Origin of the sequence: Streptomyces sp. NPDC051664 (assembly GCF_044453545.1) — a bacterium.
Lineage (GTDB): Bacteria > Actinomycetota > Actinomycetes > Streptomycetales > Streptomycetaceae > Streptomyces.
On the sequence record NZ_JBITCU010000011.1, the window covers coordinates 139,270 to 156,163 of the forward strand.

General features: G+C 70.4%; 20 protein-coding genes, 1 pseudogene and 1 riboswitch. Of the genes and pseudogenes, 9 read left to right on the forward strand and 12 right to left on the reverse strand.

Going from position 1 to position 16,894, the window contains the following annotated elements; all coding sequences use genetic code 11:
* Positions 1 to 248: 248 nt before the first annotated feature.
* From ACIA8E_RS21775 to ACIA8E_RS21785, 3 genes and pseudogenes are all read left to right on the forward strand, one after another.
* Positions 249 to 425, forward strand: a pseudogene (locus ACIA8E_RS21775) (adenylyltransferase/cytidyltransferase family protein); the annotation flags it as partial.
* A gap of 350 nt (positions 426 to 775) precedes the next feature.
* Complete coding sequence (locus tag ACIA8E_RS21780) at positions 776 to 1,486, forward strand: lysophospholipid acyltransferase family protein (RefSeq protein ID WP_399300686.1); 711 nt, start codon at positions 776 to 778, stop codon at positions 1,484 to 1,486.
* A gap of 65 nt (positions 1,487 to 1,551) precedes the next feature.
* Positions 1,552 to 2,610 (forward strand): NAD-dependent epimerase/dehydratase family protein, encoded by a 1,059-nt coding sequence (locus ACIA8E_RS21785; protein ID WP_399300689.1) that lies wholly within the window; start codon positions 1,552 to 1,554, stop codon positions 2,608 to 2,610.
* A gap of 84 nt (positions 2,611 to 2,694) precedes the next feature.
* Here ACIA8E_RS21785 and ACIA8E_RS21790 read toward each other — a convergent pair whose 3' ends face one another.
* The 8 genes from ACIA8E_RS21790 to ACIA8E_RS21825 all read right to left on the reverse strand — a co-directional run bounded on the left by ACIA8E_RS21790 (position 2,695) and on the right by ACIA8E_RS21825 (position 9,693).
* Complete coding sequence (locus tag ACIA8E_RS21790; protein WP_399300692.1) at positions 2,695 to 4,272, reverse strand: alpha/beta hydrolase; 1,578 nt, start codon at positions 4,270 to 4,272, stop codon at positions 2,695 to 2,697.
* Between the two features lie 168 nt (positions 4,273 to 4,440).
* Positions 4,441 to 5,205 carry an urease accessory protein UreD gene (locus tag ACIA8E_RS21795; protein WP_399300695.1) on the reverse strand — a complete coding sequence of 255 codons (765 nt, stop codon included), beginning with the start codon at positions 5,203 to 5,205 and terminating at the stop codon, positions 4,441 to 4,443.
* Positions 5,202 to 5,879 (reverse strand): urease accessory protein UreG, encoded by a 678-nt coding sequence (gene ureG, locus ACIA8E_RS21800; RefSeq protein WP_399300697.1) that lies wholly within the window; start codon positions 5,877 to 5,879, stop codon positions 5,202 to 5,204. Before ureG ends, ACIA8E_RS21795 begins: the two co-directional genes overlap by 4 nt.
* Before the next feature lie 36 nt (positions 5,880 to 5,915).
* Positions 5,916 to 6,578, reverse strand: a complete 663-nt coding sequence (locus ACIA8E_RS21805; RefSeq protein WP_399300700.1) for an urease accessory protein UreF — start codon at positions 6,576 to 6,578, stop codon at positions 5,916 to 5,918.
* 13 nt (positions 6,579 to 6,591) lie between these two features.
* Complete coding sequence (locus ACIA8E_RS21810) at positions 6,592 to 8,313, reverse strand: urease subunit alpha (RefSeq protein ID WP_399300703.1); 1,722 nt, start codon at positions 8,311 to 8,313, stop codon at positions 6,592 to 6,594.
* On the reverse strand, positions 8,306 to 8,617 hold the full coding sequence (locus ACIA8E_RS21815) for an urease subunit beta (protein ID WP_399300942.1): 312 nt from the start codon (positions 8,615 to 8,617) through the stop codon (positions 8,306 to 8,308). Before ACIA8E_RS21815 ends, ACIA8E_RS21810 begins: the two co-directional genes overlap by 8 nt.
* Before the next feature lie 13 nt (positions 8,618 to 8,630).
* Entirely contained in the window at positions 8,631 to 8,933 is a 303-nt protein-coding gene (locus ACIA8E_RS21820) for an urease subunit gamma (RefSeq protein ID WP_176902329.1), read from the reverse strand.
* A 139-nt stretch (positions 8,934 to 9,072) separates the two neighbouring features.
* The gene (locus ACIA8E_RS21825; protein ID WP_399300707.1) at positions 9,073 to 9,693 is read right to left on the reverse strand and encodes a TetR/AcrR family transcriptional regulator; all 621 of its coding nucleotides are present in this window, start codon (positions 9,691 to 9,693) and stop codon (positions 9,073 to 9,075) included.
* A gap of 104 nt (positions 9,694 to 9,797) precedes the next feature.
* Here ACIA8E_RS21825 and ACIA8E_RS21830 point away from each other — a divergent pair, with 104 nt between their 5' ends.
* Positions 9,798 to 10,787 carry an ABC transporter permease gene (locus ACIA8E_RS21830; protein ID WP_399300709.1) on the forward strand — a complete coding sequence of 330 codons (990 nt, stop codon included), beginning with the start codon at positions 9,798 to 9,800 and terminating at the stop codon, positions 10,785 to 10,787.
* Positions 10,788 to 10,974: 187 nt separating this feature from the next.
* Here the strand turns inward: ACIA8E_RS21830 and ACIA8E_RS21835 are convergent, their stop codons facing one another.
* Positions 10,975 to 11,259: a type II toxin-antitoxin system Phd/YefM family antitoxin gene (locus ACIA8E_RS21835; protein ID WP_399300712.1), complete on the reverse strand. Its 285-nt coding sequence runs from the start codon at positions 11,257 to 11,259 to the stop codon at positions 10,975 to 10,977.
* Positions 11,260 to 11,354: 95 nt separating this feature from the next.
* On the opposite strand from ACIA8E_RS21835, the gene ACIA8E_RS21840 reads away from it, so the two are divergent.
* The 3 genes from ACIA8E_RS21840 (at position 11,355) to ACIA8E_RS21850 (ending at position 13,283) form a co-directional block, all read left to right on the forward strand.
* The gene (locus tag ACIA8E_RS21840; protein WP_399300715.1) at positions 11,355 to 11,990 is read left to right on the forward strand and encodes an ATP-dependent Clp protease proteolytic subunit; all 636 of its coding nucleotides are present in this window, start codon (positions 11,355 to 11,357) and stop codon (positions 11,988 to 11,990) included.
* 7 nt (positions 11,991 to 11,997) lie between these two features.
* Positions 11,998 to 12,306, forward strand: a complete 309-nt coding sequence (locus tag ACIA8E_RS21845; protein WP_399300718.1) for a hypothetical protein — start codon at positions 11,998 to 12,000, stop codon at positions 12,304 to 12,306.
* A gap of 319 nt (positions 12,307 to 12,625) precedes the next feature.
* A riboswitch (cyclic di-AMP (ydaO/yuaA leader) is annotated at positions 12,626 to 12,806 on the forward strand.
* A 3-nt stretch (positions 12,807 to 12,809) separates the two neighbouring features.
* Positions 12,810 to 13,283, forward strand: coding sequence for a C40 family peptidase (locus ACIA8E_RS21850; RefSeq protein WP_399300721.1), 474 nt, complete (start codon positions 12,810 to 12,812; stop codon positions 13,281 to 13,283).
* A 44-nt stretch (positions 13,284 to 13,327) separates the two neighbouring features.
* On the opposite strand, the gene ACIA8E_RS21855 is transcribed toward ACIA8E_RS21850, so the two are convergent.
* Complete coding sequence (locus ACIA8E_RS21855) at positions 13,328 to 13,765, reverse strand: hypothetical protein (RefSeq protein ID WP_399300724.1); 438 nt, start codon at positions 13,763 to 13,765, stop codon at positions 13,328 to 13,330.
* Between the two features lie 89 nt (positions 13,766 to 13,854).
* Positions 13,855 to 14,286, reverse strand: a complete 432-nt coding sequence (locus ACIA8E_RS21860; protein WP_399300727.1) for an ATP-binding protein — start codon at positions 14,284 to 14,286, stop codon at positions 13,855 to 13,857.
* A gap of 203 nt (positions 14,287 to 14,489) precedes the next feature.
* Between ACIA8E_RS21860 and ACIA8E_RS21865 the strand changes: the two genes are divergently transcribed.
* Together ACIA8E_RS21865 and ACIA8E_RS21870 are read left to right on the forward strand one after the other, a co-directional pair.
* Positions 14,490 to 15,347, forward strand: a complete 858-nt coding sequence (locus ACIA8E_RS21865) for a helix-turn-helix domain-containing protein (RefSeq protein ID WP_399300730.1) — start codon at positions 14,490 to 14,492, stop codon at positions 15,345 to 15,347.
* A 36-nt stretch (positions 15,348 to 15,383) separates the two neighbouring features.
* The gene (locus ACIA8E_RS21870) at positions 15,384 to 15,590 is read left to right on the forward strand and encodes a DUF397 domain-containing protein (RefSeq protein ID WP_376511637.1); all 207 of its coding nucleotides are present in this window, start codon (positions 15,384 to 15,386) and stop codon (positions 15,588 to 15,590) included.
* 21 nt (positions 15,591 to 15,611) lie between these two features.
* Here ACIA8E_RS21870 and ACIA8E_RS21875 read toward each other — a convergent pair whose 3' ends face one another.
* Positions 15,612 to 16,754 (reverse strand): 8-amino-7-oxononanoate synthase, encoded by a 1,143-nt coding sequence (locus tag ACIA8E_RS21875; protein WP_399300734.1) that lies wholly within the window; start codon positions 16,752 to 16,754, stop codon positions 15,612 to 15,614.
* Positions 16,755 to 16,894: the final 140 nt, after the last annotated feature.

Genomic DNA, 16,894 nt, shown 5'->3' on the forward strand with positions numbered 1-16,894 from the left:
GCTCCGGTCACGACGCTCGTCGTGGGTATGTGTCACGCGACGAAACCTTCCCCCCGGCCGCCTCGGCGGCCTCCCCTGTGTGTTCGCGCCTTGCGGGACCCCCCGGTCCCACGCACTGCTCGGCAGTGAACCAGGGCGCACCCCAATTGTTCACCCTTCCTGCACCGGGCATGGACGCTATCGTCAAAGTCCGCCGCATCCCCGCAAAGGAGTGCGCACAGGGGGACATCATCGATCGCGGGGCATCTGTGCCATTCAGCAAGGCGTATCGCGTGGGCTACGCGCCGGACGCCTACGATCTCTTCCACATCGGGCACTTGAACATCCTGCGCCACGCACGTGCTCAGTGCGACTCCCTGGTGGCAGGCGCGGTCTCGGACGAGATGACCGAACGGGCCAACGGCAGGCGGCCGATGATCCCGCTGGTCGCCTCCCGGTCCTCGTGCGGCACGACGGTCGGGCCGGCCCCGACGAGCGGCGCCGCAATCTCCTGGGCGCGGCGTCCGTGACCTCGGGATCCGGACCCGCCGGGACTGCTTCCCGACGTCACGCGCCGTGGCCGGACCTCCTTCGTCGGACCGACCCCGGCCCGCACCGACTCCCATGCGGTTCCGAGCTGACACCTTGTCCGTGAGGTCGGCAGAGGGTCGGCATCGACCCGCCCGAAGACGGTTACATGTCATGCCGGCTGCACATAGGCTGTCCTCCCTGAGATCTTCGCTGACCTGGCAGAATGCATCCCTGGAGCTGATCCGGCAGAGCTAGGAGCCGCCCCGTGTTCTATTACGTGCTCAAATACGTCATTCTTGGGCCGTTGCTGCGGTTGCTGTTCCGGCCCAGGATCGAGGGGCTGGAGCACATTCCCGAGGAGGGCGCGGCGATCGTCGCCGGCAACCATCTGTCGTTCTCCGACCATTTCCTGATGCCCGCGATCATCAAACGGCGCATCACCTTCCTTGCCAAGGCGGAGTACTTCACCGGCCCGGGACTGAAGGGGCGGCTGACCGCCGCGTTCTTCCACAGCGCCGGGCAGATCCCGGTGGACCGGTCCGGCAAGGATGCGGGGCAGGCCGCGATCCGTGAAGGCCTCGGAGTGCTGAACAAGGGCGAGCTGCTCGGGATCTATCCGGAAGGGACCCGTTCGCACGACGGCCGGCTCTACAAGGGCAAGGTCGGCGTCGCGGTGATGGCGATCAAGGCGCAGGTGCCGGTGGTGCCGTGCGCGATGGTCGGTACGTTCGAGATCCAGCCTCCCGGCAAGGTCGTTCCCCGGATCAAGCGGGTCACCATCCGCTTCGGTGAGCCGTTGGACTTCTCCCGCTACGCCGGGATGGAGGATCAGAAGGCGGCGATCCGGGCGGTCACCGACGAGATCATGTACGCGATCCTCGGACTCTCCGGTCAGGAGTACGTCGACGAGTACGCGGCCAAGGTGAAGGCCGGGCAGGCCGAACAGACGAAGAAGTTCCCGAGACTGCGACGCTGACCGCGTATCCGCGATCGGCGAACTCGCATGGCCCGACGGGGCCGCCTCCGCCTAGCGTTCCTCCCATGAGCAAAGGGCACGCATGGGTTCTTGGAGCGACGGGACAGATCGGGCGGGCCGCGGTGCGGGCGCTCGTCGAGGACGGCTGGGAGGTGACGGCGGCCTCGTGCGGCGGTGGGCGGGACGAGCAATGGGCCGACGGCGTACGGACGACGGCCCTCGACCGGGACGAGGAGGGGGCGCTGGGCGCGGCGCTGGGCGACGGCTGTGACGTACTCGTCGACATGGTGGCGTACGGCGAGCAGCACGCCCGGCAGCTGACCGGGCTCGCCGACCGGATAGGTTCGGCGGTCGTCATCTCCAGCGGCGCGGTGTACGAGGACGATCACGGCCGCAGCTTCGACACCCAGGGCGAGCCCGACGGGGCCCCGCGGTACCCGGTGCCGATCCCGGAGACACACCGCACGGTGGCGCCGGGGGACGACTCGTACGGGACCAGGAAGATCCGGCTGGAGCGGGACCTGCTGGCGGCGGGGGACGCCCTGCCGGTGACGCTGCTGCGGGCCGGTGCGATCCATGGCCCGCACTGCCGCTCGCCGCGCGAGCTGTACTTCGTGAAGCGGCTGCTGGACGGGCGCGGACGACGGGTGCTCGCGTACAACGGCACGAGCCGCTTCCATCCGGTCCACGTGTCCAACGTGGCCGAGCTGATCCGGCTCGCCGCCGGGCAGCCCGGGTCGAGGGTGCTCAACGCGGCTGATCCTCAGGCGCCCACGATCGCGGAGATCGCGTCGGCCGTCGACGGGGTGCTCGGCCGGGAGACGGAGACGGTGCTGGTGGACGGAGCGCCGCCGGTGGGCGGGGTCGGCGAGACGCCGTGGAGCAGTGCCCATCCCATCGTGTACGACATGACGGCTGCCGGGAAGGAGCTCGACTACCGGCCGGTGACGGGCTACGTGGAGTCGCTGCCGGAGACGGTCGAGTGGCTCGTCGGGCAGCTGGACGGCCGGGACTGGCGGGACGCCTTCCCGGCGATGCTGCGGGCGTACGGCGAGGGCCTGTTCAATTACGAGGCGGAGGACGCCTGGCTGGAGCGGTACGACCGGGAGCGGCCGGCGCGGTAGGGCCGGGGTCGGCATGCGGGGTCGTACGGGGAGACGGGCGGCCGGTGATGATCCTCCGGCCGCCCGTCCCCGTCACTCAGCCGCTTACGGCTTCGGGGTGGCGTGCGGGGCGCACGTCACGTCCTGCCGGTCGGTCTGCCCGGTGAGCAGGTAGTTGTCCACCCGGTCGTTGATGCAGGGGTTGACCAGGCCCGTGACGCCGTGCGAGCCGGCGTCCTTCTCGGTGATCAGACGCGAGCCCTTGAAACGCTTGTGCAGCTCGACGGCGCCCTCGTACGGAGTGGCGGCGTCACGCGTGGACTGCACGATCAGCACCGGCGGCAGGCCCTTGCCGGTCTTGACCTCCAGCGGGGTCTGCTGCTTGGCCGACCAGGTCGCACAGGGCAGGTTCATCCAGGCGTTGGCCCAGGTCATGAACGGGTAGTCCTTGTGCAACCGGGTGTTGTCGCGGTCCCACTTCTGCCAGCTGGTGGGCCACTTGGCGTCCGCGCACTCGACAGCCGTGTATACGGCGTTGCCGTTCTCCGAGGAGGCGTTCCCCGCGAGATCCGACATGTCGGGGCCCGCGGCGTCGACCAGTGCCTGGGTGTCGCCCGCCCGGTAGTCGCTCCAGGTCTGGGCGACGAGCACCCAGGTGGAGTCGTAGTACGGCGCGTTCTGGAAGAAGCCGATGAGTTCGGCGGGTCCGACGACGCCGCCGATCGGGCTCTTCTTGGCCGAAGCGCGCAGCTTCAGCCACTCCTGCTCGACCTGGGCAGGCGTGGTGCCGATGTGGAAGGCCGCGTCGTTCTTGGCCACCCACGCCGTCCAGTCCTCCCAGCGCTGCTGGAAGGCGATGTCCTGGTTGAGGTTGGCCTCGTACCAGATGTTGTCCTTCGCCGGGTTGACCACGCTGTCGACGATCATGCGCCGGACGTGGTCCGGGAACAGCGTGCCGTAGACCGCCCCCAGGTAGGTGCCGTAGGAGACGCCCAGGAAGTTGAGCTTCTTCTCACCGAGCGCGGCGCGGATGACATCCAGGTCGCGTGCGGTGTTCGGCGTCGTCATGTGGGGCAGCATGTCGCCGCTGCGCTCGGCGCAGCCGTCCGCGTACTCGGCGGCGAGCTTGCGCTGGGCGCGCTTGTCGGCCTCGCTGTCGGGTACTGGGTCGGCCTTCGGGGCCTTCACGAACTCCTGCGGGTCGACGCAGGAGATCGGCGCCGAGTGGCCGACACCGCGAGGGTCGAAGCCGACGAAGTCGTACGCCTTCGCGGCCTTCGTCCACAGTGGGTTCTTGCTGGTGATCCGGGTGGGGAACCGCAGCCCGGAGCCGCCGGGGCCGCCCGGGTTGTAGAGCAGCGCGCCCTGCCGCTCCGCCTTCGTACCGGTGCTGACGTGCCGGTCGACGGCGAGCTTGATCTGCTTGCCGTGGGGCTTGGCGTAGTCGAGCGGTACGGTCACCCAGCCGCACTGAATCGGAGTGGACAGGGCCCAGTCGGCCGGGCAGTCCTTCCAGTCGATGCCGGTGTGGGCCGCACGTGCGGCGGCGATCTGGACGCCGCGCGCCTCCGAACCGCTGTGGTGGCGGCCGTCTGCTGTGGCCGTCGGTGCGGCTATCGCGCCAGCTATGAGCGTGCCCGCGATCAGAGTGCCGGCCGAGCCGAGCACTGCTGTGCGTCTCAAGTGGAACCTCCCCCATTGTCTGAAGCGCCGCGATCGGCAGCGCAGTTCACATCGAGACCTCCCGCGGATCCTGTCGCCTGTGAGGTTCCTGAGAACAGGGCGTACACGCACTTCTTTACCGAATCGATAACCGGACACCCGTGTCCCGCTGAGCGGTGCGCAACCGCGTCAGCCGGCCAGCACCTCGTCCAGCGCACCGTCGAGGACGGTGCGCAGCAGTCGTGCGTCGGGGGCCACGGCGGTCACCAGTACCGCCGGGCCGACCAGCCGGGTAAGAACGGCGGTCGGCCCCAGCAGCCTCGTATCAGGGCACTTGTCGTCGAATGCCGGATTCACGACGAGGAGCTGGCCGACCGCGCGATGTCCGCCGAGCACGGCGCCACCGTCCCAGCCGCCGGGTGCCCCCGGTCCGTACGCCACTTGCTGATCGAGAAGCGGGCGCCCGGCGCGGTGGACGGTGAGGCGACTGATGAGAGTGCCGGTGGTCTCGCCGTGGCGTCCGAGGATCTGTTCCTCCCGCAGCACCAGCTTTGCGGTCTCGGCGAGTTCGGCCCTGGTGGTCATGCGCAGCTCGCTGCCGCACGCCGAAATGAGCTGCTCCGGAAGCCAGTTGAGCTCCGCCCCTTCGCCCACTTTCAACTCGATGTCGTATGTGGCGGGTTGAACATCCGGTCCGGGGCCGGGCAGCGCCACGGTCGCCGCCGCGGAGTCCACGGTGAGCCGGGCGCCGTCCTCGACCCGCGCCTCGATGGCGAGCCGGTCGCCGCCCAGCGGTGCGCTCATCGCGCCGACGACGGTGACCCGGGCGCACGGGGCGGCGGTGGCCCTGGTGCGGCGCAGAGCGAGCGGCCCGTCGCTCTCGAGGACGGGGAGAGCCGTGGCGCCGCGGCCGTCGGGGACGGCGGTGATCCGGGCGGTCGCGTGGACGCTCATGCGGTCCAGGCGGCGAGCTGCGCCCGTACCCAGTCCGCGACGGGCTTGACGCCCTCGCCGGAGGTGAGGGAGGTGAGGGCGACGGGGAGCGTGCCGCGCTGCTCCGCGGCGTCCCGGGCCATCCGGTCCAGATCGGAGCCGACGTAGGGGGCGAGGTCGGTCTTGTTGATCACGAGGAGGTCGGAGGTGGTGACACCGGGGCCGCCCTTGCGCGGGATGTCGTCACCGCCCGCCACATCGATGACGAAGATCTGGGCGTCGACCAGGCCTTTGGAGAAAGTGGCGGTGAGGTTGTCGCCGCCGGACTCGACGAGGATCAGATCGAGCGGGCCGACGGTGTCCTCCAGGTCCTCGACGGCTTCGAGGTTGGCGGAGATGTCGTCGCGGATGGCGGTGTGCGGGCAGGCGCCGGTCTCGACGGCCTGGATGCGCTCGGGCGGCAGCACGGCATTGCGCAGCAGGAACGCGGCGTCCTCGCGGGTGTAGATGTCATTGGTGACGACGGCGATGGACAGCTGGTCGCGCAGCGTGCGGCAGAGCGCTGCGACGGTCGCCGTCTTGCCGGAGCCGACCGGGCCGCCGAGCCCGATGCGCAGGGCGCGACGGGTGCCGTCGGCGCGTGCGGCGTCGGCGCTGATGGCGGCCGGGCCGTCGTGGGAGTGGTCGAGGTGCATGGGGTGCGGCTCCTGAGGGGTGTGGTGCGGGTGGTCCTATGAGGCGAACAGGCGGACCGGCCAGGCGGCGTGTGCTTCGGCGGTGACGTCGAGCAGAGGCGCGGAGGCGGCGGGCAGCGCGTCGATGCCGTGGTGAACGGCGGCGGCGGCCTGTTCGGCGACCCGGTCGAGTTCGGGCGCGAGGCGGGCGAGGACGGCGGCGGCCTCGAAGGGGTTCAGGGAGAGCAGCCGGACCGCCGCGGTGGCCGGTCCGCTGACCGTTTCGTATGCGATGCAGTGCGCGGCGTCCTCGGGTCCGAGACCCGCGGCGCGTGCGGTGAGGCCGAGCACGACGGGCTGGTGGGCGCCGCGCGGCCGGGCCTCCGCGAGTGCGGCGAGTTCGGGGCTGGGCCAGGTGGCACGGGCGGCCCGCATCAGCTGACGGCCGAGTTTGCGCGCGACCGCGCGCAGTGCGGGTGACGGGGTACGGGCGTCGGCCGCCTCGTCGAGCGCGAGCGGGTCGAGGCCGTGGGCGGCCGCCGCGGCGAGTGCGGCGGAGGTGAGTCCGGTGGTGTGCAGGCGGCCCCGGCAGAAGGAGGCGAGGTCCTCGGCGTTACGGATGCGTCCTGCCTCGACGGCCGGTTCGGCGCCACCGGAGTGGGCGTGCCCCCCGGCGGGGAACCGGCCGTCGGCGAGGACGAGCAATGCTGCGCGACTCATCACATGGCCTGTCTCAGAAGAGGAAGTAGCGCTGGGCCATGGGGAGTTCGGCGGCGGGCGCGGGTTCGACCGGTTCGCCGTCGATGGTCACGGCGAAGCTGTCCGGGTCGACCTGGACCCGCGGCAGCGCGTCGTTCTCCCGCATGTCCGCCTTGGTGACCCCCCGGGTGCTGGTGATCGGCACGAAGCGTTTGCCGAGTCCGAGGCGTTCCGGCAGCCCGTCCTCGATGGCCGCGCTCGCCACGAAGTTGAGCGAGTTGGCGGCGGGCGCCCGGCCGAGTGCGCCGAACATCGGCCTGGGCATCACCGGCTGCGGGGTGGGGATGGACGCGTTGGCGTCGCCCATCTGCGCGTATGCGATCTGTCCGCCCTTGATGACCGTCTGCGGCTTGACGCCGAAGAAGGCCGGGTCCCAGAGCACCAGGTCCGCGAGCTTGCCGGTCTCGACGGAACCGATCTCCTGGTCGAGCCCCTGGGCGACGGCCGGGTTGATGGTGTACTTGGCGACATAGCGACGTACCCGGCGGTTGTCGGCCCGCCCGTCGCCGGGCAGGGGACCGCGGCGTTTCTTCATCACATGGGCGGTCTGCCAGGTGCGCAGGACGACCTCGCCGACGCGGCCCATCGCCTGGGAGTCGGAGGAGATGATCGAGATCGCCCCCAGGTCGTGGAGGATGTCCTCGGCGGCGATGGTGGACGGCCGGATCCGCGACTCGGCGAACGCCAGGTCCTCCGGGACGGCCGGGTTGAGGTGGTGGCAGACCATCAGCATGTCGAGGTGCTCCTCGATCGTGTTGACGGTGTGCGGCCGGGTGGGGTTGGTGGAGCTGGGCAGGATGTGCGGCTCCGAGACCACGGTGATGATGTCCGGCGCGTGCCCGCCGCCGGCACCTTCGGTGTGGTACGCGTGGATGGAGCGCCCGGCGATCGCGGCGAGGGTGTCGCCCACGAAGCCGGCCTCGTTGAGGGTGTCCGTGTGGATGGCGAGCTGAGCGCCGCTCTCCTCGCACACATTCAGACAGGCGTCGATGACGGCGGGGGTGGCCCCCCAGTCCTCATGGATCTTGAATCCGAGGGCTCCGCCACGCAGTTGGGCCCACAGGGCGTCGCCGGACATCGTATTGCCCTTGCCGAGCAGTCCGATGTTGACGGGGTAGGCCTCCAGTGACTCGAACATCCGGGCGAGGTGCCAGGCGCCCGGCGTGACCGTGGTGGCCTTCGTACCCTCGGCCGGGCCGGTGCCGCCGCCGACGAGTGTGGTGACACCGGCGGAGAGCGCCTGGTCGACGATGGTCGGCGAGATGAAGTGGACGTGTGCGTCGACGGCGCCCGCCGTCACGAGCTTGCCGTTCCCCGCGATGATTTCGGTCTCAGGGCCGATGACGAGGTCGGGGTGAACGCCGTCCATCGTGTCCGGGTTGCCGGCCTTGCCGATGCCGGCGATCCGGCCGTCGCGGATGCCGATGTCCGCCTTGACGATGCCCCAGTGGTCGATGATGACGGCGCCTGTGATGACGGTGTCGGGAGCCCCTTCAGCCCGGGTGGTGCGCGCCTGGCCCATCGATTCGCGGATCACCTTTCCACCGCCGAACACCGCCTCGTCGCCCGCGAGTCCGGGGCCACCGGAGCGATCCTCCTCGATCTCGACGAGCAGATCGGTGTCGGCGAGCCGGACGCGGTCGCCGGTGGTCGGCCCGAACAGATCGGCGTACACGGCGCGGTTGAGCTCAGCCATCGAGGGCACCTCCGGTTTCGCCGCGCAGGCCCGGGACGATGCGCCGTCCGGCGAGGGGCACGAGTTCGATGTCGACGGGGATGCCGGGCTCGAAGCGGACCGCGGTCCCGGCGGCGATGTTCAGCCTCAGGCCGTGGGCGGCCGGACGGTCGAATTCGAGGCCGGGATTGGCCTCGGCGAAGTGGTAGTGAGAGCCGACCTGGACGGGCCGGTCGGCGGCGTTGAGGACCGTGAGGCGGGTGACCGGGCGGCCCGGGTTGAGCAGCACGGGCCCGTCCGCGTGGAGGATCTCTCCGGGGATCATCAGCGGCGCCCCGTCAGACGATCGGATCATGGACGGTGACCAGCTTGGTGCCGTCCGGGAAGGTGGCCTCGACCTGGACATCGTGGATCATCTCGGGGATCCCGTCCATGACGTCGTCGCGGGTGAGTACCTTCCGCCCGGACGCCATCAGTTCGGAGACCGTACGGCCGTCGCGGGCGCCCTCCAGCAGGTGCGCAGTGATCAGCGCCACCGCCTCGGGGTGGTTGAGTCGCAGTCCACGCGCCCGACGCTTCTCCGCCACGTCGGCGGCCACATGGATGAGCAGGCGTTCTTGCTCATGCGGGGTCAGTTGCAACGTTTCCACCTCACAGTCTTCCGCCCAGTACCGGTGCTGGGCGCAGCGAGACATTAACTGCGCTCAACAGACTGTTGAACTCAGAACCGGTGTCTCACACCGAGGTATTGCACGTTAGGGCGGAAGTTTTTCCGGCGCGTTAACTGATCTTTTGCAGGTCCATGGACATCAGGCCGCGCAGGCCGTTCTCCAGCACCTCGGGCGCGGCATCCCCGAACATCGCCAGCTGGACGATAAACCCCTGGGCGGTGGCGATCAGGGTGCGGGCCACATGATCGGACGGCACGTCGGCGGAGAGAACGCCGGCCTCGCGGTAGACCTCGACCAGCTCGGCCCAGGCCAGCCGCAGCCCCCCGTACGCCTCGCCGAGGGTGGCGGCCAGCCGCTCGCTGCGCAGGGTCTCGGACCACACCTGCACGATCAGCCCGGCGTAGGCCCGTCGGTCCATCCCGCGGCTTTCACCACTGAAGAGCGTCCGCGTCACACGGCCGATCAGCACATCGGGGGCGGGTGGCGGGCTGACCCGGGCCGCCTCCTCGAACGCCTGCCGGACACTGCCGACCGCCTCTCCGGCGATGGCCGCGATCAGATCATCCTTGCCGCTGAAGTAGCGGTAGACCGCACCCGCCGAGAGCCCGACCTCGTGCAGTACATCCTGCATGGAGGTGCCGTGGAAGCCCTTCCGCGCGAAGCAGCGTGCGGCGCCGTCGAGGATCTGCCGGCGGCGGGCGTCGAGGTGTGCCTGGGATACGCGAGCCATGATCTCAATCTAAAACGAACGTTCCTTCTTGACAAGACACCGCACCGGAGGACAGTGTGCCGCCCATAAAACGAACGATCCTTCTCTTTGAATCGAGGCCCTCCATGCCCGCCACTCAGAACCGCCGCATGGTGGCGGTCGTCCTCCTGATCCCCGTGGTGGTGACCATCGCGCTCTGGGCCTTCGCCTGGCCCGCCGCCCGGATCGCACCACGGGACCTCCCTGTGGGCATCGCGGGCTCCGCACCGGCCGCCGACCGGCTCCAGCAGCAGTTCGAGCAGCACGGGGACGCCTTCGAGATCCACCGCTTCGGTGACGGGGCCACGGCCCGTACCGCCATCGAGGACCGGGTCGTATACGGCGCGGTCGTCATCACACCGAAGGGACCGCGGCTGCTGACCGCCTCGGCGGCGAGCCCGATGGTTGCCCAGCTGCTCCGCGAGGCCGTCACCACCCAGACCTTGGCCGGCGGCCCGGTGCACGTCACGGATGTCGTGGCGGCTCCTGCCGGGGATCCGCGCGGCAGCGCGCTCGGCGCGAGCATCCTGCCGCTGGCGATCGCGGGTGTCGCCGCCGGATCCGCCGTCACGATGCTGAGGCTGCGCGGCGGCCGGGCCGTCGGGGCGCTGACCGGCGTCGCCGCACTCGTCGGGATCGCCGCCGCGGCCCTCACCGACAGCTGGCTCGGGGCGATCACGGGCGACTGGTGGACCGAGGCCGGGGCGCTCGGGCTCACCGTGCTGGCCATCGGCGCGACCGTGGCCGGGCTTGCCGCACTGATCGGCCCGTCCGGGGTCGGGCTCGGCGCCTTGCTGATGGTGCTGCTGGGCAACCCGTTCTCCGGCATCACCAGCGCACCCGAGCTGCTGCCTCAGCCGCTCGGCGCAATCGGGCAGTTGCTGCCGCCGGGGGCGGGCGGGTCGCTGCTGCGCTCCGTCGCCTTCTTCGACGGCAGTGCGGCAGGCGGCGCGGCCTTGACACTCGGCCTGTGGGCGGCGGTCGGACTGACCGCGGTCCTCGTCGGTGGCCGACGCCGGACACCTGCGGCGACGGCCCCCTCACCCGGCATCCCGGAGCCGGCCCTGGCGGGCTGAGCGCCCCTCCCGAGCCGCCGTGCATCCCCGCTGTAGCGGACGGGGGTGCACGGCGCTTTTGCATGACGGGTCACGGAGTTGCGGCGTCACCGGGCGCGCCGGTGACGAGTGGCACGATGACGCCGCCGGGGCACGCAGTTGCGTCGCGGCGGGGCGTCCGGCGACGTCACCGCGGGGTCACGGGCCGTCAGTTGCCCGGGTCGGTCTGCCCCCGGTGTTCCGCCGCGATGCCGAAGCGTCGCCGTTCGCCCGGAGCGGACGCGGCGGAGCCGATCGAGGAGACCGAGCTGATCACCTGCTCCTCGGCAGCCGCCTCTTCCTTCTCGAGTCGCTCCAGGTCAGCGGCCGAAACGAGCGCCACCAGCGGCTTGCCGTGCCGGGTCACCACGACTCGCTCGCCGCCGTAGACGACGCGGTTGATCAGTTCGGCGAGCTCAGCTCGGGCTTGCGTCACCGGAATCTCGTAGGCCATAGTCCCCATCATAACCTTCTGTACGTCCTGTACATTTTCTACAGACGCTTGTGCAGGCCGCACGCAGACGCAGACACCGGAGGAGAGGCTTCACCATGTTCCGCCCTGCCGCCCGCTACGTACTGCCCGAGTTCACCGAGCGCACGACCGACGGGACCCGCACCCTCGACCCGTATTCCAAGCTGCTCGCCGAGCGGATCGTCTTCCTCGGCACCCCGGTCGACGACACCGCCGCCACCGACCTGATCGCGCAGTTCATGTACCTGGAACACGCGGCACCCGACCGCCCCATCTCCCTCTACATCAACTCCCCCGGCGGCTCGTTCGACGCCGCGGCGGCGATCTACGACACGATGGAGTACCTCACCTGCGAGATGGAGACCTTCTGCCTCGGACAGGCCGGTTCCAGCGCGGCCCTGCTGCTCGCCGCGGGCGCCCCCGGCCGACGGCACGCCCTCCCCGGGGCCAGGGTCGTCGTGCAGCAGCCCGCGCTTCCCGAGCCGCTGCAGGGCCAGCCGTCCGATCTGGAGATCGAGGCACGGGAACTGATCCGTATCCGTGAGCAGCTCACCCGCCTGCTGGCCCGTCACACCGGGCGAACTGCCGAGCGGATCGGCGCGGACATCGAACGCGATCTCATCCTCGATGCCCCGGGCGCCAAGGCGTACGGCCTGGTGGACCACGTACTGGAGAACCGCAAGACGTCACTCCCGCCGAACGGCGTGAGGTGAACACCCGATGCAGCCACCGGAGTTCCCGCCGCTGCCCGCACTGACGCGCGCCGAGGGCGAGTTCATCGACTGTTACCTCGAAGTGCTCGACCAGTTGGGCCGGATCAACCCCGCCCTCGGCAGCGACACCTACGGCGCGCTGCGCGCGGCGCAGGCACTCGCCGCGCGGGCCGTAGCCCTGCGGAACGCACTCGCGTTGATGCACGAGCGCGGTGAAGCACAGATCCACGCCGCCACCTTGGCGCGGGCGCTTCGCGTGTTGGACGGGGAGCGGCGGGCCCGACGGGTCACCGTGCCCCCTGCCCAGACGAGTTGATCAACTCCCTTCCGCGACACGCCCGGCGGACTGATCAAAATTCCTCGCTCGTTCGGCGTAGGAGATCCCCCGCGCGAGGGATTGTTCAACTTGCGCCTCCGGCGTGGCCGATGAATGGAGTCCGCGATTCCGCCGCTGGTACGGGGCCGGTCGGGGCGACCGGCCGGGTTCACAGAACTACCGCACCCACCCGTATAGGTCAATCGAGACGAATCTTCCATATCGCTGCTTATCCTCGGAAATCCGGCACCCGGTGAGTCAAGATCCGTGGGACGACAAGCCCCCGCCACCGCGGCGGGGCGGTCCGGGCGGACGCCGAGTCCTGCCGTCGCCCGGATGCCTGGTCGACAGAAGTGGATCGGCAGGAGTGGAGGACCCGAGCACAACGGGTCGACCGGACATCCGGTCGACCCTCGGGGTGAAGCCGCCGAGTGCGGCCGGGCAACTTCGCCAGCCCGAACCCGACAGGTCATCCTTCACAGGCGGCTGACGAAGGGTTGCGCATGACTGCGCAGGTTCATGTCCCGTCTCTGCTCACCCGGGCCGGTACCGCCACGGTTCTGACGCTCGCCGCCGTCGGCGGCCCCGCGATCGCCCCCGGCGCTGTGGCCGAAGCCCAGGCCTCGGCTCATTCGACGAAGGCGCTCAACATCGCCGCGTCGAAGAAGGGATCGCCGTACCGGTACGGGGCCACGGGTCCCCGCCGATTCGACTGTTCGGGTCTGACGATGTACGCGTTCAAAAGGGTGGGCAAGAAACTCCCCCGCACGGCCCAGCAGCAGTACAACAAGACCCGGCACATCTCGGCCTCGCAGCGGCGCCGGGGCGATCTGGTCTTCTTCCACTGGGGGCGCAGCGTCTACCACGTAGGGATCTACGCCGGTAGGGGCAGGATCTGGCACTCGCCGAAGAGCGGATCCGTGGTGCGGCTGGAGAAGATCTGGACGAGGAGTGTCTGGTACGGACGGGTCCGCTGACCCTCGCCCCTTCCGCCTTTCAGGTTGCCGGTCACCTCCGCCGGTCAGTGCAGCCGGGGGCCGCTGACCAGCACCAGCCCCAGCGCGGTGAGCGCCGCGGCCGCCGCCCTCGATGGCGCGCATGCTGTCCGGGGGAACGGGACGGCTGCCGGTGACGGAACCGGCCGGCCGGTGATCAGCAGCGCGCCGGCCCATCCGCCCCGCCGGGGGGAGAGAACGCCCTGGCCGAGGCGGGGCGACACCCGACGTGGTGTGCGGGCCACCGGGCTATGCGCTGGTGTCGGTGCGGGGATCGGGATGGCGGTGGTGGTTGACATGGTCGCCGCGATGGCGCCGACGCCCCTGTCCGTGCGACGGCTGGAACCCGCGGCTTTCCGGCCGACCATCTCGGTGGTGCACCACGGCGAGCGGGCGAGCGGCGCGGCCGCGACGCTGTGCACTGTTGCGCGGCGGCTTCGGGAGGGCTGCTGGGCAGCGACCACGCGTCGCGACGGTGGGTGATGCCGCCGACTGCCGACGACGCGACGTCCGGGCCGGGCCGGGCCTGAGTCCAGGTCCACGAAGACAGCGGTCAAGTCTGGACGTGAAGCGTCCAGGGGAGCGCGATCCAGACGGTTTTGCCTCCCTCTGCGGTCGGCGTGACCGTGAGCCGTCCGCCGCACTCCTTGGCCAGACAGCGAATGATCACCATGCCGCGCCCGTTGTCCTGCCGCACGGCGGCGGGCAGTCGTTGGGGCCAGCGGGGGTGACTGTCCGTCACCCCGAGATGCAGCTGCTCCTCCCGCTCCAGCCGCAGGTCCACGGTGAAGGTGGGCGACTGGCCGAAGGTGTGCTGGACGGCGTTGGTGGTGAGCTCGGAGACGATGAGCCGGATGGTGTCGGCAGTCTCCGTGTCATCGGGGAGACCCCAGTCGGCGAGCACTTCCGCCACGTATCTCCGGGCCGAGGAGACCGAGAGCGGCTCGCTCGGCAGAGTGACACTTGCTTCTTGATGGTCTGCCATGGCGAGCCGTCCTTTTCCCGCCCGGACCGACCCGCGATCGTCCCGGGATGCGCTTCGCGCCAGAGTGCCACTGATGCGGCCCTCCGTGACGGCGATCCGCCAAGATATGCATATATCTGTCGCTCGAAGCGGTGAACTCTGTCCCGGAATACCGCACATGGGCGCAAGATGGCCCCTCGGCACGAGAGGGAGGGAGGCCGCGTATGCAGCACGGTCCCGCGGTGCGCCGCCGCAAGCTCGGGGAGGAGCTGCGGAGTCTGCGCCACACGTCCGGACTGACGAGTCGTGACGCGGCACAGCTGCTCGGCTGGCATCAGTCGAAGGTGAGCCGGATCGAGACCGGTACCAGCGGTGTCAAACCGGCCGATGTGAGCCGACTGCTGGATGCCTACGGTCTGGACGACCCGCAGTTACGGATGCTCCTTGAGACGCTCGCGGGCTCGGCGGGCGGCGGTGGAACCGGCTGGTGGCACGCCTACCGCGGTCTCATCCCGCCTCAGTACCGGGACTTCATCAGTCTGGAGTCCCAGGCCAGAACCGCCCGCACGCTGGAGACCTCGGTGGTGCCGGGGCTCCTGCAGACCGCCGACTACGCGCGTGCGGTGACCCGTGCGTCGCTGGACGGACTGCCCGCCGGCCAGCTGGACTCGCTGGTGGAGGTGCGGCTCGCCCGGCAGGGGGTGCTGCGGACCGATCCGCCGCTACGGCTGACCGCGGTGCTCGACGAGGCGGTGCTGCGGCGCGAGGTCGGCGGGCGCTGGGTGATGCGCAATCAGTTGCGCCATCTGATCCGGGTCGCCCAACTTCCGCACGTCGAGTTGCAGTTGTTGCCGTTCTCGGTAGGTGGGTACATGGGCCTCACCGGACCTTTCGTTATCTTCTCCTTTCCGAACACTTCTGATCTGGATGTGGTCGTTCTCGACCACTTGACGAGTAGCCTCTACTTGGAACGGAAAGAAGACCTTGAGGCGTACAGCTCGGCCTTCTGCGCGATGCAGGCACACGCGCTGTCGCCGGAGCACTCGTTGGACCTGATCGCCGCGATCGACCGCGACGGTTAGCGGCACCAGGAACCTCAGACCGGCCGAGGGGGCCCGATGTCCGATTGCCTCGCAGAACACGAGTTACGGTGGCGGCGCAGCAGCCGCAGCACGGGGATGAACAACTGCGTGGAAGCAGCGCCGTTCGGCCCGGAGCGGCTTGCTGTGCGGGACTCCAAGGACGTGTCCAGGCCGCCGCTGCGGTTCTCGGCGGCGGCCTGGAAGTCGTTCGTCTCCGGCCTGACCGACGGTCCGGCCGGCTGACGGGCCGGTTCGCGGCTCCGGTCAGGCCGCCGGAGCCGTCCGCAGGACGGTCTCCACCGCGTTCACGATCTGCGCCTCCGTCAGATCGGCGCGGGCAGTGAGCCGCAGCCGCGAGATGCCGTCCGGGACCGACGGCGGGCGGAAGCAGCCCACCGCGATCCCGGCCGTGCGGCAGTCGGCCGCCCAGTGCACCGCCGCGTCCGCCGAAGGCGCCCGGACCGAGACGACGGCGGCGTCGGGGCGCACCGCGGTCAGCCCTGCGGCGGTCAGTCGTTCGTACAGGGCGGTGGCGACCGTACGGGCCCTGCCCGCCCGTTCCGGCTCGCGGCGCAGCAGACGCAGGCTCGCGAGGGCGGCGCCCGCAGCGGCCGGTGCGAGCCCGGTGTCGAAGATGAACGTACGGGCCGTGTTGACCAGATGGTCGATCACCCGGGCCGGTCCGAGGACCGCGCCGCCCTGGCTGCCCAGGGACTTGGAGAGGGTGGCTGTGGCGACGATCCCTTCGCCGCCCGCGAGACCGGCGGCGGCGAGCGCGCCGCGCCCGCCTTCACCGAGCACGCCCAGCCCGTGCGCGTCGTCGACGAGCAGCGCGGCCCCCCGCGCGCGGCAGACGTCGGCCAGTTCGGGCAGTGGTGCGGCGTCGCCGTCGACCGAGAAGACGGAGTCGGTGACGGCCAGGGCGCGGCCGTCGTGCGTGTGCAGCGCCTTCGCGACGGCCTCGGGGTCGGCATGCGGTACGACGGCGGTCTCGGCCCGGGAGAGCCGGCATCCGTCGACGATGGAGGCGTGGTTGCCCGCGTCGGAGACGATCAGGGAGTCCCGGCCGGTGAGGGCGGTGAGCGCGGCGAGATTGGCCGCGTAGCCGGAGGAGAGGACCAGGGCTGCCTCGAAGCCGCAGAATGCGGCCAGTTCGCGTTCGAGTCCGGCGTGCAGTGCGGTGGAGCCGGTGACCAGCCGGGAGCCGGTGGCGCCCGCACCCCACCGGTGCGCGGCCTCGGCCGCGGCCGCGGTCACCTCGGGGTGCCGGGTGAGGCCCAGGTAGTCGTTGCTCGCGAGGTCCAGCAGTTCCGGTTCGGCGGGCCGGGGGCGGAGAGTGCGGACGAGTCCGGCGTCCGCACGGCGGCGGGCCTCGTCGTCGATCCAGTCGAACGGGGCGAGGGGCATGGCGACGGTCCCTTTTGTAGGCAGCTCACAGACCCTAACCGGGGGCGCAGCCGGGCATGGTGTGGCAATACACACACCCTCTGCGGGCTCTGTTGTCCGGTTCCTCCTTGGCTGAGGGCGGTGGAGTAGGCAAGGATCAT